Annotated in this window: 23 protein-coding genes; 10 read left to right on the forward strand and 13 right to left on the reverse strand. The window is 41.9% G+C overall.

The window, feature by feature from the left end:
* Positions 1–14: 14 nt before the first annotated feature.
* The 4 genes from pepE to dnaG all read right to left on the reverse strand — a co-directional run bounded on the left by pepE (position 15) and on the right by dnaG (position 5081).
* Positions 15–713 (reverse strand): dipeptidase PepE, encoded by a 699-nt coding sequence (gene pepE, locus CVT08_RS08380; protein WP_107855796.1) that lies wholly within the window; start codon positions 711–713, stop codon positions 15–17.
* Positions 710–2029, reverse strand: coding sequence for an amidohydrolase (locus tag CVT08_RS08385; protein ID WP_107855795.1), 1320 nt, complete (start codon positions 2027–2029; stop codon positions 710–712). The genes pepE and CVT08_RS08385 overlap by 4 nt, the downstream gene beginning before the upstream one ends.
* Before the next feature lie 2 nt (positions 2030–2031).
* Positions 2032–3270, reverse strand: a complete 1239-nt coding sequence (locus CVT08_RS08390; protein ID WP_107855794.1) for a M20 family metallo-hydrolase — start codon at positions 3268–3270, stop codon at positions 2032–2034.
* Positions 3271–3368: 98 nt separating this feature from the next.
* Positions 3369–5081: a DNA primase gene (gene dnaG / locus CVT08_RS08395; RefSeq protein ID WP_187153559.1), complete on the reverse strand. Its 1713-nt coding sequence runs from the start codon at positions 5079–5081 to the stop codon at positions 3369–3371.
* Between the two features lie 61 nt (positions 5082–5142).
* Between dnaG and CVT08_RS08400 the strand changes: the two genes are divergently transcribed.
* The 6 genes from CVT08_RS08400 (at position 5143) to CVT08_RS08430 (ending at position 10481) form a co-directional block, all read left to right on the forward strand.
* Positions 5143–6168 carry a tetratricopeptide repeat protein gene (locus tag CVT08_RS08400; protein ID WP_107855792.1) on the forward strand — a complete coding sequence of 342 codons (1026 nt, stop codon included), beginning with the start codon at positions 5143–5145 and terminating at the stop codon, positions 6166–6168.
* Complete coding sequence (rnhA, locus tag CVT08_RS08405; RefSeq protein WP_107855791.1) at positions 6146–6580, forward strand: ribonuclease HI; 435 nt, start codon at positions 6146–6148, stop codon at positions 6578–6580. The genes CVT08_RS08400 and rnhA overlap by 23 nt, the downstream gene beginning before the upstream one ends.
* Complete coding sequence (gene rnc, locus CVT08_RS08410; protein ID WP_107855790.1) at positions 6577–7248, forward strand: ribonuclease III; 672 nt, start codon at positions 6577–6579, stop codon at positions 7246–7248. The genes rnhA and rnc overlap by 4 nt, the downstream gene beginning before the upstream one ends.
* Before the next feature lie 8 nt (positions 7249–7256).
* Positions 7257–8324, forward strand: coding sequence for a chorismate synthase (gene aroC, locus CVT08_RS08415; RefSeq protein ID WP_107855789.1), 1068 nt, complete (start codon positions 7257–7259; stop codon positions 8322–8324).
* Between the two features lie 545 nt (positions 8325–8869).
* Positions 8870–10138, forward strand: a complete 1269-nt coding sequence (locus CVT08_RS08425) for a DNA repair protein (RefSeq protein WP_107855788.1) — start codon at positions 8870–8872, stop codon at positions 10136–10138.
* On the forward strand, positions 10131–10481 hold the full coding sequence (locus tag CVT08_RS08430; protein ID WP_107855787.1) for a YolD-like family protein: 351 nt from the start codon (positions 10131–10133) through the stop codon (positions 10479–10481). The genes CVT08_RS08425 and CVT08_RS08430 overlap by 8 nt, the downstream gene beginning before the upstream one ends.
* Before the next feature lie 311 nt (positions 10482–10792).
* Here CVT08_RS08430 and CVT08_RS08435 read toward each other — a convergent pair whose 3' ends face one another.
* The 9 genes from CVT08_RS08435 to CVT08_RS08475 form a co-directional block, all read right to left on the reverse strand.
* Complete coding sequence (locus tag CVT08_RS08435) at positions 10793–11035, reverse strand: helix-hairpin-helix domain-containing protein (RefSeq protein WP_107855786.1); 243 nt, start codon at positions 11033–11035, stop codon at positions 10793–10795.
* A gap of 214 nt (positions 11036–11249) precedes the next feature.
* Entirely contained in the window at positions 11250–11930 is a 681-nt protein-coding gene (gene pyrF, locus CVT08_RS08440; RefSeq protein WP_107855785.1) for an orotidine-5'-phosphate decarboxylase, read from the reverse strand.
* Positions 11927–12322 carry a transcription antitermination factor NusB gene (nusB, locus tag CVT08_RS08445; protein ID WP_004317696.1) on the reverse strand — a complete coding sequence of 132 codons (396 nt, stop codon included), beginning with the start codon at positions 12320–12322 and terminating at the stop codon, positions 11927–11929. The genes pyrF and nusB overlap by 4 nt, the downstream gene beginning before the upstream one ends.
* A 1-nt stretch (position 12323) precedes the next feature.
* Positions 12324–12794 (reverse strand): 6,7-dimethyl-8-ribityllumazine synthase, encoded by a 471-nt coding sequence (ribH, locus tag CVT08_RS08450; RefSeq protein ID WP_107855784.1) that lies wholly within the window; start codon positions 12792–12794, stop codon positions 12324–12326.
* A 46-nt stretch (positions 12795–12840) separates the two neighbouring features.
* Positions 12841–13164, reverse strand: a complete 324-nt coding sequence (locus CVT08_RS08455) for a DMT family transporter (protein WP_107855783.1) — start codon at positions 13162–13164, stop codon at positions 12841–12843.
* Positions 13161–13490, reverse strand: a complete 330-nt coding sequence (locus CVT08_RS08460) for a DMT family transporter (protein WP_107855782.1) — start codon at positions 13488–13490, stop codon at positions 13161–13163. Before CVT08_RS08460 ends, CVT08_RS08455 begins: the two co-directional genes overlap by 4 nt.
* A 4-nt stretch (positions 13491–13494) precedes the next feature.
* A complete protein-coding gene (locus CVT08_RS08465; RefSeq protein WP_107855781.1) occupies positions 13495–14016 on the reverse strand; it encodes a hypothetical protein in 522 nt (173 codons plus the stop codon).
* A 13-nt stretch (positions 14017–14029) separates the two neighbouring features.
* A complete protein-coding gene (kdsA, locus tag CVT08_RS08470; RefSeq protein WP_107855780.1) occupies positions 14030–14830 on the reverse strand; it encodes a 3-deoxy-8-phosphooctulonate synthase in 801 nt (266 codons plus the stop codon).
* Positions 14831–14840: 10 nt separating this feature from the next.
* Positions 14841–15731 (reverse strand): DMT family transporter, encoded by an 891-nt coding sequence (locus CVT08_RS08475; protein ID WP_107855779.1) that lies wholly within the window; start codon positions 15729–15731, stop codon positions 14841–14843.
* Between the two features lie 152 nt (positions 15732–15883).
* On the opposite strand from CVT08_RS08475, the gene der reads away from it, so the two are divergent.
* The 4 genes from der (at position 15884) to CVT08_RS08500 (ending at position 19734) form a co-directional block, all read left to right on the forward strand.
* Positions 15884–17272 carry a ribosome biogenesis GTPase Der gene (gene der / locus CVT08_RS08480; protein ID WP_107855778.1) on the forward strand — a complete coding sequence of 463 codons (1389 nt, stop codon included), beginning with the start codon at positions 15884–15886 and terminating at the stop codon, positions 17270–17272.
* Positions 17253–17774, forward strand: coding sequence for a shikimate kinase (locus CVT08_RS08485; RefSeq protein WP_107855777.1), 522 nt, complete (start codon positions 17253–17255; stop codon positions 17772–17774). Before der ends, CVT08_RS08485 begins: the two co-directional genes overlap by 20 nt.
* 545 nt (positions 17775–18319) lie before the next feature.
* Positions 18320–19285, forward strand: a complete 966-nt coding sequence (gene trpS, locus CVT08_RS08495; protein ID WP_107855775.1) for a tryptophan--tRNA ligase — start codon at positions 18320–18322, stop codon at positions 19283–19285.
* A gap of 8 nt (positions 19286–19293) precedes the next feature.
* Positions 19294–19734, forward strand: a complete 441-nt coding sequence (locus CVT08_RS08500) for a copper resistance protein CopD (protein ID WP_107855774.1) — start codon at positions 19294–19296, stop codon at positions 19732–19734.
* Positions 19735–19743 lie beyond the last annotated feature (9 nt).

Below are 19743 nucleotides of genomic sequence, written 5' to 3' on the forward strand. Positions count from 1 at the left end.
ACCTCTCTCCTTGTTTAGATTTTAAATTTAGTTCCAACTTCTATTTTTTCTATCTCTTTTTGATACTCAAATTTTAAAATTTCACTATGTCCTATGACCTCAGCCTCGTCGCCCTTTATAAGTAGAGCCGTGCCCTCTGGCAAAGCATAGATAGTATCTTTTGGATTTGCTATTAAAAATTCCTCCAACCTCTCCTCCCTGCTCTCGCCATTATGTCCTGCTAGCTTGCCACTTATAAAGTGCGGGTTGATCTGATATGGGAAGATATTTAGGCTATCAAAGGACTTTGGCATGATGATAGGCATATCATTTGTCGTCATCATCGTCTTGCCAGCGATATTTGCGCCAGCTGACCAGCCAAAGTACTTTGCGCCATTTGCCACAGCTTCTTTTATAGGCTCAATTAAATTTAGCTTATAAAGCGTGTAAAGCAGCATAAAGGTGTTGCCACCGCCAACTGCGATACTGCTAGCGTTTTTGATAGCTGAAATTTTATCCTCGTAGTGGTGGATCGACTTTATATTTTTATTTTTTAGGCGGTCGATCACCTTTTGCTCGTATTCGTCATTTGTTCGCCTAACCCCAGCGTAAGGGATAAATAAAATTTCCTCCTTACCACTCTCACCCAAGAAGTCCTTAACCCAGTTTTTACAGTGTCTCAAGTAGCCAGTATCTTGGTAGCTTGAAGCGCTGATTAGTAAAGCATTTTTCATTTTTTCACTCCGTTTAGTTTGTAAGCAGCCCTTAGATAGATATCAACCCCAGCGACCAAGCACTCCTCGTCAAAGTCAAATTTGCTGTTGTGATGTCCTGCTTTTAGGTTTGTTCCTATCATCATATATCCACTCTTTGCGCCCCTATCTTGCAAAGCTCTCATAAAGTGAGCGAAGTCCTCGCAAGCGCCAAAGTCAAGCTCTTTAACGATCTTATCGTCATCTATAAATGGGCTTTGTTTTGCCGCCTCATAGAAAATTTCAGTCACCTCTTTGTCGCTATTTGCCCCGCTTGTGCCCCCAGTCATCACGACCTTGCTCTCAACGTCATAAATTTCACTCACACCTTTTACGATATCCATGCATTTTTTATACATAAACTCATTTAAATTTGTATCCTCGCCCCTTGTTTCGCAGGCTAGATAGCCATTTGGTGCGATGACGTTTCTGCCCTCACCTGCTCTTAAAACGCCTACATTTATCCTAGTCACACCCTTTGCGTGCCTTGTGATGCCATGCATATTTAGAGCCATTTGAGCAGCGGCTAAAAGGGCATTTGCTCCCTCCTCTGGCGCTCCTGCTGCGTGAGCTGAACGACCAGTGATATGCACGTCAAATTTAGATGTTGCAAGCAGCTTGTTTGTGCCACAAACTATGCCCCCATTTGTTTCTGCTTGAAAGCCGATGTGTCCGCCAAGCAGGTACTCGATCCCCTCAAGCACGCCAGCAGCCTCCATAGACACGGCGCCTCTTGTGCCCTCTTCTGCGGTTTGAAATATAAATTTAAATTTGCCGTTAAACTCGTCTAAATTTTTAGCGATCAGCTTTGCAAGCGCTAGACCAATCGCCATGTGTCCATCGTGCCCACAAGCGTGCGTGATACCAGCGATATCTGAGCCAAAGCCCTCTTTGCAAGGTCTATGAGCAGCCTCTGCGCTCTCTGTCACATCAACGCTATCGATGTCAAATCTAAAAGCGCTAAATTTACCAGGTCTTTTTGTGTCGATGAAGGCTGTTAGTCCAGTTAGGCCATCTTTCATGCATTCAAGGTATTTTGCCTCGTCAGGATTTAAAAGACTTTTTGCTCGCTCGATAGCCTTTTGGCACTGCTCTTTGCTGCCAACGCCAAGCCTTGCATCGCTTTTTACGACCTCTTCGCCAAGCTTCACCTCATAGCCTAGCTCGCTAAGTCTTTTTGCTAAAACTGCTGTCGTAAAGAAGGTAAACCAGCCAGTTTCTGGGTGCGAGTGAAAGTATCTGCGATCTTTGATCATATCCTCTTTTAAAGATAGTGCTAATTTTGCTATTTTATCCATGACTACTCCTCGTTTGAAAGTCTAATTAGTGCGTTTGTTAAAATTTTTGTTGCTGTTACGGCGTCTTTAAAATTTATCGCCTCTTTGGTGTTGTGGCTGATGCCATCCACGCAAGGGATAAATAGCATGCCAACGCTGTTTGCAAGCTTTGTTAAATTCATCGCATCATGGCCTGCCCCACTTGGCAAAGTAAGAGTTTTTATGCCAAGCTTTTTGGCTTCATCTTCAAGTAAATTTATGGCGTGCTCGCTTAGTTTTACTGGCTCGTCGCTACTTAGCTCTCTTATCTCGTAGCTAAATTTTAGCTCGCAGCTTAGCTCTTTTATAAAATTTCTAAGCTCTAAATTTAGCTCATCAAGGCTTTTTTTATCGATATCTCTTAGATCAACGCCTAGCCTAGCCTCGCCTGGCACGACGTTTAAAACGCCTGGTTTTGCATGAACGTAGCCAACGGTCGCGACGGCTGTTTTTTTGTTTTTAGCAAATTTATTTGCAGCGATTATGATGTGTGAAGCAGCAAGCAGGGCATCACTGCGCATATTCATCGGAGTTGCGCCGCTGTGATCAGCTTTGCCCTGTATTGTGATCTCAAATCTAATAGGCGCTGCGATACCACTTACCACGCCAACGCTTATAGCGCTTCGCTCAAGCACTGGACCTTGCTCGATGTGAAGCTCAAGATAGGCGTGTAGGGAGTTTTCTTTTAAGATGGCTTCATCTAAATTTTGTGGCTTAAACCCCGCTGCACTCATCGCCTCAAAAAGTGAAATTCCATCTTCATCTTTTAGCTCATGAAGCCTTTGCTGGCTTAGTTTGCCGCTTATTATCTTGCTGCCGATAGTCGCTGTCTTAAAGCGGCTTGACTCCTCACAGCTAAAATTTATAAGCCAAAGTGGGCGTTTTAGCTTGATGCCAGTCTCTTTTATCGCAGTTAGTGCCTCAAGACCAGCCATAACGCCAAGTGTGCCGTCATAAAAGCCGCCATTTGGCACGCTATCTATGTGAGAGCCCACGCAAACTGGCTTCGCGTCCGCTTCGCAGCCCTCATCATAGATGGCATAGATGTTGCCGACATTGTCAATTTTAAGTTTAAAGCCATTTTTTTCTATCAAATTTATAAGAAATTCTCTTGCTTCAAGGTCCTCTTTGCTAAAGGCTAGCCTTGTTAGCCCGCCACCTTTTAGCGCTCCAAACTCGCTTATAGTGTTAAAATTTGTCTCAAATCTCTTAGCGTCTATCATCATAAATCCTTAAAATATAAAGCCAATCTTAAAAAGATTTATTACTTTAAGCATTTTACATTTTGTTTTATGATTTGAAGCTGAAAAAGTGTGAGTTTTTAAATTTTATAAAGCTGAGTCTTGAGATCTTTGATGATAAATAGCAGTTTTTCTAAAATTTCTATCTTATTTGGGTTGTCAGAGCCTTTTAAAATTTGCTGTTCATTCTCATAAAAGGCGATTTGCATATTTAAAATAGCCTTTTGCAAAGTGGTTGGGTCGGTGATCTCATGGATCTTTTCGTCCATTAAAATTTCTCTAACCATCTCCTCATCGCTCACGTCGTATCTATAAAGGATAGCATTTAGATACTCAGGATGCTTTATAAAGTATCTAGCCCCAAGCTTTGAGAGTATCTCATCTCTGTAGTTTGGGTTATTTAGCATGGTTTTAAAAAGAGCAAACTCGAGTGGGTCTTTGTTCATCACAGCTGGTACCTCATCTACCATGACAGAGTTGCTAAATTCATCTTTATCTTTTTTTTTAAACTCTTTTTTAAATTTATATTCATTTTTTGGCTTCTGCTTTAGCCCAAACCTATCTGCCACGCTTTGTGGAGTTAGGTTAAATCTTGCCGCTACCTCTGTTACATACGAGCTTGCTATCTCCTCTCCAAGCTCGTCCATATAGGCTTTTATCTCGCTTAGGCAGTTATCTCTTTGCATTGAGCGAGTGATGTCATACTTTTGCATGATCTTTTCTATGTAAAATTTCACCGCATCCTCGCCAGAGCCAAAGAGCTCTTTTAGCTCCTTTATCTTACCTGCAAAGACCATATCAGCAGGATCTGCGCCGTTACTTATGATGACTACTTTTGTATCTATCTTATTTATGCTTAGCAGGTGAGCGGATTTTATGGCTGCATTTATGCCAGCGCCATCGCCGTCAAAGCAAAGCACTACGCTTATCTCGCCCCTTTTTAAAAGTGGTAAGTGGCTAGTAGTAAGTGCTGTTCCAAGCACTGCAACAGCGTTTGTAAAGCCAGCATAGTGAAGCATGATGACGTCAAGGTAGCCCTCTGTTATGATGATCTGATTTTTCTCAAATATACTTTGCCTAGCTAGGTGGTAGCCGTAAAGTAGCTTTGACTTATCAAATACCGCACTTTGGGGCGAATTTACATATTTTGCAGGGTGATCTGAGATCGTTCTGCCGCCAAAGCCAACAAGCCTTGTCGTGTGCGAGTAGATGGGAAATGTTATGCGCTCGATAAAACTAGCATAAATTCCCTTCTCATTTTGCTTTAATATGCCAACTTCAAGCGCCTCTTTAGGCTCGATATTTTCATTTTGCAAAAGCCTAATGGTGCTTTTACTATCCCCAGCCCAGCCAAGCTCAAATTTCTCGATCATCGCATCATTTATACCGCGCGACTTGATATATCTAATGGCTGCTTCATTTTTGTAAAACTCGCTTCTATAAAAGGCATTTACCTTTTCTAAAATGTGCTTATTTTCTTTTTGCGTTGGCACCTTGTCATTTGTGTATTCAAGGCTAAAATTTGAAATTTGAGCGATCTTTTCTATCGCCTCTGGGTAGGTTAGTTTTTCATAATCCATCACAAATTTAACCGCATCTCCGCCAGCCTTGCAGGCAAAACAGTGATACATCTGCTTGCTTTGATTTATGCTCATGCTTGGGTTTTTGTCGTCGTGAAACGGACATACGCACTTGTAGCTTGAGCCCATCTTTTTAACAGGGATATACTGCTCGATGATATTAACAATGTCTATTTGGTTTTTTAATTTTTCAATGGATTTTGGATCTATCATAAGCAAAATTATACAACTGCTTTGTTATAATTAAAGTAAAATTTTATTACAAAGTGTTAGCGTGGATATTTTTTTCATTGGACACAGAGATCCGATATTTAGCCTTATTATTCTATTTAGTATCATCTTGATGATCGCAGCTTTAAGCTATGCTTGGGGCATATTTTCTAGCAAAGATGAGAAAAAACGTATCGAGAAATTTATAAAGAAATTTGACAGCAAAGATGGCATAAGCGACGAGCACAAGCAGATGCTAAAAAGCCCAGAAGTAGATATACCAAGCCTTAGCATGCTAGGTCAGACCTTTGCTAAAAATGGCGACTTTGAAAAATCGATCGGCGTCTATCTAATCGCACTTGAAAAGGTAAAAGATAAAAACGAGAAAGAATTTATCCTAAACGAGCTTGGAGAGGTCTATTTTAAGGCTGGATTTTTAAAAAAAGCTAGCGAAATATTTGAAAAAGCGCTCGAGCTAAGCCCTAGAAATGTCCTCGCACTGCGCTTTTTAACGATGATAGATGAGAAGCTTAAAAACTATAAAGAAGCGCTTTATGCACTAAATTCTCTTGAAGAGCTTGGGACAAATGTAAAAGATCAAAAGGCCTATATAAAGGCGATTAGCACGCTTGATGATAGAAATTTAAGCTTTAGCGAAAAGGTGGAAATTCTCTCGCATCTTAGCCAAAATTTTGAGCTTTTAAAGCGCATGATCTTAGCACTTTTCATAAGACACAATGAAAATTTAGAAAATTTAAAAGATTTTGCCAAATTTGAAGATGTGCTAGACCTGCTTTACAACCTAAAAACGCCTATAAATTTAAGCGATCCAAAATACAAATCACTCTTTTACGCAAAGGGCGATATAGATGAGCCATGTGAAATTTACGGCTTTGAGCTAAACGCCATAAAAAGGCTAAACGATGCTAAATTTGACGCGGCTGGGCTAAGCTTTAACTACGTTTGCAAAAACTGCAAAAACTCATTTCCTATGCACTTTTACCGCTGTCCGGTCTGCCACGAGCTAGGAAGTGTCAAAATTTTATCTCACATCACAGAAAAATCAAGTGAAGATAGTAACACTTTTTAGCGACGGCTCATGCCTTGGAAACCCTGGAGCTGGCGGCTGGGCTTACATTTTGAGATATAACGAAGCGCAAAAAAAAGAGAGTGGCGGCGAGGCATATACGACAAATAACCAAATGGAGCTAAAAGCTGCGATAATGGGGCTAAAAGCACTAAAAGAGCCCTGCGAGGTAAGGCTCTTTACCGATAGCTCATACGTGGTAAATAGCATAAACGAGTGGCTTGCAAATTGGCAAAAGAGAAATTTCAAAAATGTAAAAAATGTCGAGCTTTGGCAGGAGTATTTAGAGATTTCAAAGCCGCATAAAGTCGTAGCTAGCTGGGTTAAGGGGCATGCTGGACACCCTGAAAATGAGGAGTGCGACCAGATGGCAAGGGACGAGGCATTAAAAATAAAAGATGAGAATAAAATATGAAAAATTTAGAAGAATTTGAACGTAGTCTTGGTTATAAATTTAAAAAATCTGAGCTTTTAGAAGAGGCTCTAACGCACAAGAGCACTAAGCAGGCGTTAAATAACGAGAGGCTCGAGTTTTTGGGCGATGCGGTGATGGATCTGCTCGTGGCTGAGTATCTTTTTAAGAAATTTAGCAAGATCGCAGAGGGCGATATGAGCAAACTTCGCGCCGCACTTGTAAACGAAAAAAGCTTTGCAAATATGTCTAGGCGACTAAAAATGGGCGAGTTTTTAAGACTTAGCCAAGCCGAGGAAAATAACGGCGGCCGCGAAAAAGATAGCATTTTAAGCGACGCATTTGAGGCGGTGATGGGGGCTATCTACCTAGAGGCTGGGCTTGATAAAGTGCGAGAAATTTCGATCGCCTTGCTTGAGCTTTGCTATCCGCAGATCGACTTTGCGCACCTTGAAAAAGACTACAAAACCGCCCTTCAAGAGGTCACTCAAGCAAACCTTGGTGTCATACCAAGCTACGAGCTCATAGGCTCTTTTGGCCCTGATCACAAGAAAGAATTTGAGATAGCTCTACTACTAAATGGCAAGGAAATTTCACGTGCCGTTGGAAGCTCGAAAAAGCAAGCCCAACAGCTCGCAGCAAAGATAGCGCTAGAAAAAATCAAAAAATAGGATAAATTTTGAATACATTTGGCAAAAAACTAACCTTAACTAGCTTTGGCGAGAGCCATGGGGTGGCGATAGGCGGCGTGATAGACGGCCTACCTGCTGGGCTAAAGATCGATGCAGACTTCATCCAAAGTGAGCTTGACAAGCGTCGCCCTGGACAAAGCAGCTTCACAACGGCAAGAGATGAGGCCGATAAGATAGAAATTTTTAGCGGCGTTTTTGATGGCATGAGCACTGGAGCGCCGATAGGTTTTGCCATTTTTAACAACAACCAAAAGTCAAATGACTATGAAAATTTACGTGAAATTTTTCGCCCTGGGCATGCTGATCTTACCTATTTTAAAAAATATGGCATTAGAGATCATAGAGGTGGTGGGCGCGCGAGTGCCAGAGAGACTGCGGTAAGGGTCGCTGGCGGGGCATTTGCGCAGCTACTTTTAAATGAATTTAAGATAGAAGTTTTAAGCGGCGTGCTTGGCATCGGCAAGGTCATCAGCGAAAAAGTTGATTTTGCTTTTGCTCAAAATTCGCAAATTTACGCCCTTGGCAACGAAGAGGCAATGAAAGAGGCGGTTAGCAAGGCTAGAAGCGAGCACGATAGCGTAGGAGCTGTGGTTTTAAGCGTGGCTAAAGGCGTGCCAGCTGGTCTTGGTGAGCCACTTTATGATAGGCTAGATAGCGCTTTAGCGGCGGCCTTAATGGGTATAAACGGCGTAAAGGCCGTAGAGATCGGTGCTGGCGTAAATGTAAGCTCCATGCTTGGCTCAGCAAACAACGACGAGATGGACGAGCTTGGCTTTTTGAGCAACAACGCTGGTGGCATACTTGGAGGCATAAGCAGTGGGGCCCAGATCGTGCTAAAGAGCCATTTTAAACCAACGCCTTCGATATTTAAAGAGCAAAAAACTCTAAATTTAAAGGGCGAGGCGGTGGATTTTGAGCTAAGAGGCAGGCATGATCCTTGCATAGGCATACGTGGCAGCGTCGTAGCAACCGCGATGATAAGGCTAGTTCTTGCTGATATGCTCTTACTAAATGCAAGCACAAAGCTTGAAAATTTAAAGAAAATTTACGGCTAAATTTATTTACTAAATTTCAGCTAAGCTTCGAGTTAAAAACAAATCAAATTTAGCCCCCCAAAGTGAGAGCTAAATTTAGAAATTTACAGCGACCAGCTTGATCTGGCCTTTATATATTTCTAAATTTGCTAATACCCTGCGTCCGCACTTGCTTGAGCGATGCCAGATGTGCCTTTGTCGCGAGTTAGAATTCTCCTCTAGTACTTCAGGATCGTAACATGCACCTTCGCAGATGGCGATGACGTGCTTTGGGATGATGAGCGACTAGCGCGCCAACTAAAATTTCACCCATGTCGTTAAATACTCTCACCACGTCGCCAGTTGCTATGCCTTAATTTACATTTATAAGCATCGGCTCTCTAGCACGCATTTTGGCGTAGTTTCTGATCACGGAGTTATTTGGCTGTGAGTGGAGGCGGTATCTTTGGTGCTGGGTCTTTGCACTCAAATTTAGCCTTTTTCTAAAAGATTTTTATTAAAATTTTAAGCCATTTCAAACAAAATTTGCAAACTAACTTTTACCAAATTTCATCTATAATCCCCTTATGAAAAACGAAAATTTGCAAGAGAAAATTTACGCCGTTATCGACCTAAAGTCCTTTTACGCCTCGGTTGAGTGCGTAGAGCGCGGGCTTGATCCATTTAAAGCCGATCTTGTCGTGGCTGACGCTAGTCGTGGCAGTGGCGGCATCTGCTTGGCTGTTAGCCCTGCACTTCGTGCCAAAGGGGTGAAAAACCGCTGCAGACTCTTTGAGATACCAAGGGATATCAAATTTATCGCTGCACCGCCTAGGATGCAGTTTTACATCGACTATGCCGCTAGGATTTATGAAATTTATCTAAAATATGTCTCCAAAGAGGACATCTACGTATATTCGATCGATGAGTGCTTTATCGACCTCAATTCTTACTTGAAATTTTACGCTCTTGGCGCAAAAGAGATGGCAAAGATGATGATGGATGAGATCTTAAAAACGACTGGCGTTACGGCGACTTGCGGCATTGGGACAAATTTATACCTCGCAAAGATCGCCCTTGATATACTAGCAAAGCACCAAGATGACGGCATCGCGTATCTTGACGAAGAGCTTTATAAAAAGCAGCTCTGGACGCACCAGCCACTAAGTGACTTTTGGCGCATAGGTAAGCAAACTAGACTAAAGCTCGAAAAATGCGGCATCTTTTGTATGAAAGATATCGCAAATGCACCAAAAAGCCTGCTTGAAAAAATTTTTGGCGTTGATGCCTACATCACGATCGATCACGCAAACGGCATAGAACCAACGACGATAGCCGAGATAAAGGCCTATAAACCAAGCACGAAGTCCTACTTTAGCTCGGAAATTTTGCCCAGAGACTACGAGCGCTGCGAGGCGGTGATCGTGCTAAAAGAGATGGCTGACAGGCTCGCTCTTAGGCTCATAAACAAAGATGTGAGGGCGAGTGGGCTAACGATAAATGTGAGATTTGCCGATAAGCTTGAGCCACAGCAACGTGCAAGTGTGCGGTTTAAAACGCCTACAAATATCTCAAGCGTGCTGATGAGTGCGGCTGAGGAGCTGCTTTTAAATAAGATAAAAAATGCTGGGCTAATTAGGCAAATAGGCATATCGGCAAACGATGTGGTAAAAGAAAATTTGGCAGAATTTAGCTTATTTGAAGATAACGCCAAAGAAAAAGCGGTGCTAAAATCACTAAATTTGATAAAAGAGAAATTTGGCAAAAACTCGATCCTACGCGCGATCGACCTGCTGCCAGAAGCGACTGGGCAAGATAGAAACAAAAAGATCGGAGGGCACAAGAGCGGTGAGTAAAGATAGGGCAAAAATTTTTAGCTCGTTTAATCCTCTCTCAACATTAGAGCGAGCCTTGCGACAAAAAGAGCGAGAAAAATGCGAAAAACTAGAGCTTGATGAGAGCAAGGTCGATGAAATTTTAAAAACGGTAAGCGAGATAAAGATAGCTGATGAGGTGCGTGTGAGCTACCACGACGGCTTTACTTACGTAAAAACTAGTGGCCTAGTCTCGGATGTAAATTTCAAAGATAAAATCCTCATGGTCGTAAAAACTAAGATCAAATTTGAAGATATAAATGAGGTGGAGATAGTAAAGAAACGCGCAGTTAGAAACGAAACATTAGATGGGGCATTTTTTTAGTTATATTATTTAAAAGCTTTTTAGAAACTAGGATTTTTCTTTTTGCAAAAGCATCAGTTATGGATAGAAATTTATGAAAAAAGCTGATTAAATTTATAAATTTGCTTTTTAGCTTTATTTCGTTTAGACGTCTAACTCACACGATAAAAACTTGCTGTAACGTCAAACGCTTGTCTGCTTCTTGCTTGATACGCAAAGACTTGCCCATGTCTTTGCTAGCTTGCGCTCTAACACTATTTCAATTTAATAGGTCGTTTTATCATCAAAATAGGTCAGACTTAAAAAGCTAATACAGGTCAAATTTTATAAATTTAATCCTTCCAAAGCCACCATTTTAGCTTGGCTTTGTCTGGGTGCGGAGTATTTGCGTAGTAACAGACCATGCGGTAAACATAGAGGATACACCTATCACTGCCTCGTCCAAACGCCTTTGTGCATTCAAACATCTCGTCAGCATCTGCGCCTTTTAGCGAAGCGATATCCTCGTAGCCAAGTGCTAGCAGATCTGCCTCGGTTGCCTCGCCGACGTAGGGAATTTTCTTAAAAACGCTCAAATTTACCTCAAATTTCTTTTAAGCTCGCCAAACTCGCCGCTTTAAATGAAATTTTAAATTTTATTCGTGCACTACAAAGCTTGTTAAATTTTATCTTGCTACTGCACTAAGTCGTCATCCAAGCTTCTGGCGAGGTGATTTAATTTAAAAATTTCTTACGCGCAAAACCACCATTAAAATGATTTCCCGTCAAATTTCGTGCAAAACTCAAGCCCTAAATTTGCTCCAAAATTCGTTCGCAAATTTCTCTTGGGTTTGCGTTTTCGTAGATCGGTCTGCCAACGACGATAAAGTCGCTGCCCTCTTGCTTTGCGCTAACTAAATTTGCAACCCTCTTTTGATCGCCCGCGCTCTCACCAAAAGGCCTAACTCCAGGGCAAAGCGTGATGAAATTTTGATTTATCACGTCTTTTATGAGCTTGCTTTCAAAGACCGAGCAGACCATGCCGTCAAGTCCCGCTTCAAAGCTCATCTGGCTAAATTTCCTAACCGAGCGAGATAGCGTATCGTTATAAACCGCTTCAAATTCGCTCTCATTAAAGCTAGTAAGTGCCGATACTGCAAGCACTAAAGGGCGATTTTGTAGCGCATTAAGACGCTCCATTACAGTTTTCATTGCACGTACGCCAGCACTTGCGTGCAAGTTTATCATATCTACGCCTATCTTTGAGACGACCTCAGCAGCGTCTGCCATCGTGTTTGGGATGTCATAGAGTTTTAGATCAAGAAAGATTTTAAACTCCCCTGCCCCTTTTAGCTCCTCTATAAATTTAGCTCCGTCTCTAAGATAGCTTCTAAGCCCCACTTTTAGCCAAAGATCAAGCCCTTTTAGCTCTCTTACAAGGGCTAAATTTTCATCCTTGCTCGCCATATCAAGAGCGACGCAGAGCCTCATAGATCGCCCTTTATCTTATCTAGCACGCCGTTTATAAATTTTGGCGCCTGGTCGCTTCCAAGCTCTTTTGCAAGCTCGATCGCCTCGTTTATGATGACGGCTTTATCAGTTTGGCTAAATTTCATCTCGTAAAGCCCAAGTCTAAGGATGGCTAACTCTGTTGCGCCAACCTTGCTAAAGTCGCCATCTTTTAGGTGTGGCTTTAAAATTTCATCTAGTTTTTCTTTGTTTGCTAGCACCTCTTTAAAGGTCTGCTGCGCCTCGTTTTTGCGCTCATTTCTTATCTTTTTCTCTTCTAAAAATTCCTCTTCAAACTCCGCAGTTACAGGGTTTATCTCGTTTGAGTAAAGCAGTGAAACGATCGCTTGTCTCACTTGATGACGTGTGGCCATTTTACTCTCCTAGCTTTTTGTATAAATTTAGCATTTCTATGACGCCAGTCATCGCTTCAAAGCCTTTGTTTCCAGCCTTGCTGCCAGCTCGCTCGATCGCTTGCTCGATGCTATCTACCGTTAGCACGCCAAATGTGACTGGCTTTGCGTGTTTTAGCGTCACGTTTGCGATGCCTTTGGTGGTCTCTGCGCTTACGTAGTCAAAGTGCGGCGTTGCGCCTCTTATCACCGCTCCCACGCAGCAAACCGCGTCAAATTTACCGCTTGCAAGCACCTTTTCAAGCGCCATAGGTATCTCAAATGCCCCAGGGACTAGCACTAAAGTTAAATTTTTCTCATCGCCGCCGTGACGTAAAAATGCGTCTTTTGCGCCTTCTACCAAGCGGTCTGTGATGATGTGGTTAAACCTTGCGTTGATGATCGCGATCTTCTCATCGCCTTTTAAAGCTAAATTTCCTTCGATTATTTTCATCTTTTCTCCTTTTTTTGTGCAAGTTTAGCAAAAGCTTGTTTAATCATCAAACTATCTTTAGCATGATGACGCTAAAGATGATGAGCACTAAAAACAAGGTCTTTTTAAAATTTATCTTTTCATCTTCAAAAACTACGCCAACCACGACTGCTCCGATCGCTCCGATACCAGTCCAGATCGCATACGCCACCGACATAGCGACAGTTTGCATCGCGTAGCTAAGCAGCGTTAGAGAAAGGGCGAAATTTCCAAGCAAAAGGATGAAATTTGCCCACTTTTCTACGCCTGTGCTCTTTGAAAATTTCGTGATAAAAAAGACGCCAGAAACCTCGCAACATCCAGCTAGTAAAAGCGCTAAAAAGTGGATCATTCTTTTATGCCTTTTAGCCCAAGCACGCCTAAAATGAGCGTCGCTATAAAAAATAGCCTAATGAAATTTGGCATGATCCCACTTGCTGCGTAGTCGCTAACGATCTCAGCTATGACGATAAAAGCCGTCCCAAAGCCCACAAATACGGCATAAGAGATGCTTACAGGCAGATACTTTAAAGCCTTCATAAACGAGACAAAACTTATGCTTACTAGCAATGTCGTGAGCAAAAACTCGCCTAAATTTGCTGCGTGCTTTAGCCCATACGCCCAGCCACACTCAGCTACCGCGCCAAGCAATATCCACAAAAAACCTCTATTTGACATAAATTTACTTCATGCCTTTTATGGTATCAACGATCTCTTTTACATTTGCGTTAATCGCCTTATTTTCAAGGCTATCATCGTTATTTTGTCCAACTAGACCCTTTAAATTTCCAAAGACTCCAGGGTCAAACCTTAGCTCGCTAGAGCCATAATGCCTTAAAACTTCGCCATTTCTAATGACTTCTACCTCGTAAGTAAGGTAGATATTGCCCATCCTATCGCTCTTAGCAAAGGTTGCTTCGCCTATAAATTCCCTGCGGTGAGTTATCTTTATCTTTAGTTCGTCGCTTGAGTTTTGATCAAGCAAATTTTCTTTTGTAAGCGCCCCCAAAATTTGCTCATTGTACTTTTTCTCGACCATTTTTGGGCTTTGGTAGAGAAATTTTGTCGGCTCGTGATGCTGCACGTGAATGTACTCAATGCCCTCAAATTTATACTTGCCAGCAAGCGGTGGCAATTTTGGCTGAGATGAGCTACAACCTACAAAAAACAGCACCCCTAAAAGTAGTGCAAATATCCTTTTCATCTCTCTCCTTAGCTTAAAAATTTAAAATTTCCTCTATTTTTAGCGTGTCATTTACGACTTTTTCAAGCTCGTCTAAATTTAGCATATTTGGCCCGTCGCATAGCGCTTCGCAAGGATTTATGTGCGTCTCGTAGAAAAATCCATCCACCCCAACGCTAGCTGCCGCTCTTGCAAGATAAGGCACAAACCTAGCATCGCCGCCGCTCTTTTCGCCAAGTGCACTTGGCATCTGCACGCTGTGAGTCGCGTCAAAGATGACTGGCGCAAATTCTCTCATCATCACCAAATTTCTCATATCAACGACTAAATTTCCATATCCAAAGGTACTTCCACGCTCCGTTAGCCAGACGCCATTTACCTTTGCGACATCGTATCCGTCGCCACTCACACACCTTGTCTCAAGCACCTTTTTAACAGAGTGCTTCATAGCAGACGCTGCCAAAAACTGCCCTTTTTTGATATTTACGACCGCTTTTGTCTTTGCAGCCGCTACTAGTAGGTCTGTTTGGCGGCATAAAAATGCAGGGATCTGCAGCACATCAGCCACCTCGCCAACAGGTGCTGCCTGATAGCTCTCGTGGATATCGGTTAAAATTTTAAAGCCAAATTCTTTTTTCACATCAGCCAAAATTTCGCAGCCTTTTTCAAGCCCAGGCCCACGAAATGAGCTAATGCTCGTGCGATTTGCCTTGTCAAAGCTCGACTTAAAGTAAAAATCAAGCTTTGGATTTTCATTAAATTTAACTAACCTTTTTGCCACTTCAAAAACAAGCTCCTTGCTCTCTATCACGCAAGGTCCAGCGATTAAGATCATTTTTTCTCCTTTATTTTTCTTTAACAACTAAAATTCCACTCACCACGACAAGCACGATACCTGCGAGTGCCAAGTGATTTGGTAACGCATCGCCCATAAAATAGCCAATAATAAGCGTAAAAATGACGTCTGCATAGCTAACCGCAGCGATGACGCCAGCCTTTTTACCGACTGCAAATGCCTTTGTCATAAACGCCTGAAAATAGTATCCGCTAAGCCCCATTAGCAAGATAAAAACGACGTTGTGCCAGCTTGGCATAGCAAATTTAGAAAATAAAAAATCAAGCGGCTCATATGTAAAAAACTCAGCCATCCCCATACAAATAAGCGGCAAAAACGAGCCCCAAAGCATGAAGCTTAGCACGATCACGTTTGTGCCGTAGCTCTTGTTTAGCTCCTTGACACTCGTGTAGGCAATAGCCGCTCCAAGACCGCTCCAAATACCGATGATATCGGTTTTATTGATGCCTAAATTTGGCTGAATAACAAGCAAAATTCCACCAAATCCTAAAAAGACAGCAAACCAGCCAAGCGAGCTTAGACGCTCCTTAAAAATAATAGCTGCGAGAATGGCTGTAAATATCGGATTTGTCTTTTGAAAGGTAAAGGCTGTGGCTAAATTTACGTGCGCTACGTTATAAAAAAATGCAAAAAGCGCCACCGTGCCCACAAAACCACGAAACATCAGCAAGAAAAAGTGCCCACCAGTTTGTTTAAATGGAAATTTATAGATGGCGTAGATGACGATGAAAAGTCCGATCAAATTTCTAAAAAAAACAACCTCGATAGAAGGCATATCTTTGCTCAGATACTTTGCAAATGCGCCAGTCACGGCAAACATAAAGCAAGCAAAGAGCATATAAAAAATGCCAAGATGTGAAATATAAAACCTTTTTAACATCGCAAAACCTCTAAATTTAAAGCACTCATTTTAATAAAAAATGGCTTAAATTTTGGTTGATTTTTTCTTTTATTTCGGCGCTTTTAAGCGTAATTTTATACTTTATATAAGAGAAAAATTTGTATAATCAGCCATCATAAAAAGGACAAAATTTGCAAAAAGTAATATTAGTAGGCAAGCCAAATGTCGGCAAAAGCTCACTTTTTAACCGCTTAGCAAGAAGACGCATCGCCATAACAAGCGACGTTAGCGGCACTACAAGAGATACAAATAAAGCTAAGATCGAAGTTGAGGGCAAAGAGTGTATATTAATCGACAGCGGCGGGCTTGATGATAGCAGCGAGCTTTTTAAAAACGTAAAAGCAAAGACCTTGGCAGAGGCTAAAAACTCAGACGTCATCTTATACATGGTCGATGGCAAAATGATGCCAGATGATGAGGACAGAGCCATTTTTTACGAGCTTAGCAAGCTAAATTTACCAATCGCTCTAGTAATCAACAAAGTCGATAGCAAAAAAGACGAGCAAAGAGAGTGGGAATTTGTAAGTTTTGGCGCAAAAAACTCATTTGGCATTTCAGTAAGCCACAACACCGGCGTCGATGAGCTTAGCATCTGGCTGGCAAAACACTTAGAAGCGAAAGTGCAGATAAAGGCCGATTTGATCGATGATTTTGATGATTTTTTAGAGAACTATAACGACGAGGGCGAGCTAAGCGACGAGATAGACTATGAGAGCAAAAACATAAGAGTTGGCATCATAGGCCGTGTAAATGTCGGCAAAAGCTCACTTCTAAATGCCCTTGTAAAAGAGAGCCGCGCCGTTGTTAGCGACGTGGCAGGCACTACGATCGATCCAGTTAATGAAATTTACGAGCATGATGGCAGAGTTTTTGAGTTTGTCGATACTGCTGGTATCAGAAAGCGCGGCAAGATCGAGGGCATCGAGAGATACGCGCTAAATAGAACTGAGAAAATTTTAGAAGAGACAGACGTGGCACTACTTGTGCTTGATAGCTCTGAGCCGCTAACTGAGCTTGATGAGCGTATCGCTGGCATCGCCTCGAAATTTGAGCTTGGCGTCATCATCGTGCTAAACAAATGGGACAAAAGCAGCGAAGAATTTGACGAGCTTTGCAAAGAGATAAAAGATAGGTTTAAATTTCTCTCATACGCGCCGATCATCAGCGTTTCGGCACTTGGTGGCAAGAGAGTGCATAAAATTTACCCACTCATAGTTGAAATTTACAAAAACTACACCCAAAAAATTCAAACTTCAAAGCTAAATGAAGTGATCGGCGAAGCGACCAAGGCGCACCCACTGCCACGAGATAAAGGTAGAGTGGTGAAAATTTACTACGCAGTGCAGTTTAAAACCGCACCTATCATGATAGCGCTCATAATGAACCGCCCAAAATGCCTGCACTTTAGCTACAAACGCTACCTGACAAACAAGCTTAGAGAGAGCTTTAGTCTAGCTGGCGTGCCTATCGTGCTGATTCCTAAAAAACGTGGAGAGAGTGATGAAGACAAAGAACAATAATATCGTTTTGATAGGGTTTATGGGTGTTGGCAAGGGCACGACCGCAAGGGCGCTAAGTAAGGCGCTAAAGACGATGAACCTTGACTGCGACGACTTGCTAGAGAGCTCACAAAACATGAAGATAAAGGCTATCTTTGATGAATTTGGCGAAGAGCATTTTAGGCAGCTTGAAAAAGATCTTGCCAAATTTCTAGCCACAAATGTCAAAAATAGCATAATCTCAACAGGTGGCGGCTTTGCAAAGGTTAAAAATTTAAACAAAATAGGCACCGTGATCTATCTAAAAGCAAGCTTTGATGCGATCATGCAAAGGTTAAAAAATAGCAAAAATATCGAGAAAAAGCTCGCCAAACGCCCACTTTTAAGCGACCTAAAAAAGGCCGAGGCACTTCATCTGGAGCGAGAGAAGCTCTATGAAAAAAAGGCTGATTATATCGTTGAAGTGGAGGGCAAAACTCCAAAACAGATCGTAAAAGAGATAAGGATGCTTTTAAAAATTTAGTTGCAAAGTGGCGTGAATGCTGCTTGCAACGATAAATTTCAAGATCAGGCTAGATGGATATCTAGTGTGGTGTTGGAATTTGTGATGTTTGAGCCAGATTTAGCGTTTTGTAGTGAGAAATTTTGGCGAAGTTTTGAGATAAATTTTTGCTTCTCTTTGTTTAGAGCGCTAAAGCAACAAATATTATGCAGTCAAATTTTAATCAAGGCTAGGAATTTAGCCTGCCATGCTAAATTTTAAGATCAAGCTAGACGCACAAAGTCTAACGTGATGTTAAAATTTAAACGTTTTGGCAAAGATTTTTTGTTTAGTCAAGGCGAAATTTTGTTTTTTTGCCGAGTTAAATTTTAAGATTAGATTAGATACAAAAATCTAATGTAACGTTAAAATTTAGAAAAAGCATTTTGGCGAAGAATTTTGAGATGAATTTAAATGTTGTGCAGCTAAATTTTAATCAAGACTAGGCATTTAGCCTGTCGATGATTAAAATTTACAAACTCATTTAAAGGCGCTCAAAAAACGAAGCCAAAATTTGAAAGGATAAGATGAGAGTATTAACCGGCCTCCAACCAAGCGGAAAGCTGCATTTAGGCAACTATTTTGCCTCGATAAAGCAGATGGTTGATATGCAAGAAAAAAACGAGATGTTTATGTTTATAGCAAACTACCACGCGATGACCAGTCTTAGCGAGGCAAAGGCGCTAAAGCAGAACACTTTTGACGCTGCGTGCGCATTTTTAGCACTTGGGATCGACCCAAATAAGAGCATTTTTTGGGTACAAAGCGACGTTAAAGACGTGCTTGAGCTTTACTGGGTACTAAGCCAGCATACGCCTATGGGCCTACTTGAGCGCGCGCACAGCTACAAAGACAAGGTCGCAAAGGGCCTTAGCTCGCACCACGGACTCTTTAGCTATCCGGTTTTGATGGCGGCTGATATCTTGCTTTATAACGCGCAGGTCGTGCCTGTGGGCAAGGACCAGATCCAGCACGTAGAGATCGCACGTGATATTGCTATCAAATTTAACAACGAACATGGCGAGATTTTCACTCTACCTGAAGCAAAGATCGATGAAAACGTCGCTACCGTGCCTGGCACAAACGGCGAAAAGATGAGCAAAAGCTACGGCAATACGATTGATATCTTCGCAGACGCCAAGACGCTTAAAAAGCAAATTTCTAGCATCGTAACTGATGGCACACCGCTTGAAGAGCCAAAGCAGTGGCAAAACTGCAACGTCTATAATATCGCAAAGCTTTTCTTAGACGAGAACGGACAGCGCGACTTGCAGGCTAGATATGAGCGAGGCGGTGAGGGTCACGGACACTTTAAAGCCTATCTAAACGAGCTTGTTTGGGACTATTTTAAAGATGCAAGAGAGAAATTTGAGCACTATCAAAATAATCCTGACGAGGTGGCTAAAATTTTAGATCTAGGCGCTAAAAAAGCTCAAAATATAGCTCACGAAACGATAGAAAAAGTGCGTGAAGCAGTTGGAATTTACAGATAAGGAAAAAAATGCAAAATTTATATCCCTACGCGCAGATAGTCCATCTTTTTTGTGCGATCATATTTGTTGGCTACCTATTTTTTGATGTGATCATATTAAGAGCGGCGAGCAAAAAGCTGCCACCAGAGCTTGCGCAAAAGGCAAAGCAAGCCATCGGCTCGGTAGCTGTTAGGATCATGCCTATTTGTCTGCTACTTTTAGTTTTAACTGGTGGCATAATGATGAGTAACTGGGTTGGCAGCAAGGCTGGAGGCTACTTTGAGACAAATTTACAGATCGCTTTTATGATCAAATTTTTCTTAGCGATGGTGATCGTGGCTGCGGTTATAGTAAATTTAAGCTGCAAATTTATATTTAAGCGCCCTAGCCCACTTGGCGACATCCACCCTATCGCACTTACGCTTGCGGTGCTAATCGTTCTGCTTGCAAAAGTTATGTTTATGGTTTAAGGAGAGGAT

The sequence above is a fragment of the Campylobacter concisus genome (assembly GCF_003048835.2).
Classification (GTDB): domain Bacteria; phylum Campylobacterota; class Campylobacteria; order Campylobacterales; family Campylobacteraceae; genus Campylobacter_A; species Campylobacter_A concisus_D.

Coding starts and splice junctions, on each gene's coding strand:
- CVT08_RS08475 (WP_107855779.1), bottom strand. CDS start 15,731: ATGTTAAAAAGGTTTTATATTTCACATCTTGGCATTTTTTATATGCTC.
- ribH (WP_107855784.1), bottom strand. CDS start 12,794: ATGAAAATAATCGAAGGAAATTTAGCTTTAAAAGGCGATGAGAAGATC.
- dnaG (WP_187153559.1), bottom strand. CDS start 5,081: ATGATAGATCCAAAATCCATTGAAAAATTAAAAAACCAAATAGACATT.
- CVT08_RS08385 (WP_107855795.1), bottom strand. CDS start 2,029: ATGGATAAAATAGCAAAATTAGCACTATCTTTAAAAGAGGATATGATC.
- CVT08_RS08500 (WP_107855774.1), top strand. CDS start 19,294: ATGCAAAATTTATATCCCTACGCGCAGATAGTCCATCTTTTTTGTGCG.
- pepE (WP_107855796.1), bottom strand. CDS start 713: ATGAAAAATGCTTTACTAATCAGCGCTTCAAGCTACCAAGATACTGGC.
- CVT08_RS08465 (WP_107855781.1), bottom strand. CDS start 14,016: ATGAAAAGGATATTTGCACTACTTTTAGGGGTGCTGTTTTTTGTAGGT.
- CVT08_RS08455 (WP_107855783.1), bottom strand. CDS start 13,164: ATGATCCACTTTTTAGCGCTTTTACTAGCTGGATGTTGCGAGGTTTCT.
- CVT08_RS08460 (WP_107855782.1), bottom strand. CDS start 13,490: ATGTCAAATAGAGGTTTTTTGTGGATATTGCTTGGCGCGGTAGCTGAG.
- CVT08_RS08425 (WP_107855788.1), top strand. CDS start 8,870: ATGAAAAACGAAAATTTGCAAGAGAAAATTTACGCCGTTATCGACCTA.
- kdsA (WP_107855780.1), bottom strand. CDS start 14,830: ATGATCTTAATCGCTGGACCTTGCGTGATAGAGAGCAAGGAGCTTGTT.
- CVT08_RS08390 (WP_107855794.1), bottom strand. CDS start 3,270: ATGATAGACGCTAAGAGATTTGAGACAAATTTTAACACTATAAGCGAG.
- nusB (WP_004317696.1), bottom strand. CDS start 12,322: ATGGCCACACGTCATCAAGTGAGACAAGCGATCGTTTCACTGCTTTAC.
- CVT08_RS08485 (WP_107855777.1), top strand. CDS start 17,253: ATGAAGACAAAGAACAATAATATCGTTTTGATAGGGTTTATGGGTGTT.
- trpS (WP_107855775.1), top strand. CDS start 18,320: ATGAGAGTATTAACCGGCCTCCAACCAAGCGGAAAGCTGCATTTAGGC.
- rnc (WP_107855790.1), top strand. CDS start 6,577: ATGAAAAATTTAGAAGAATTTGAACGTAGTCTTGGTTATAAATTTAAA.
- pyrF (WP_107855785.1), bottom strand. CDS start 11,930: ATGAGGCTCTGCGTCGCTCTTGATATGGCGAGCAAGGATGAAAATTTA.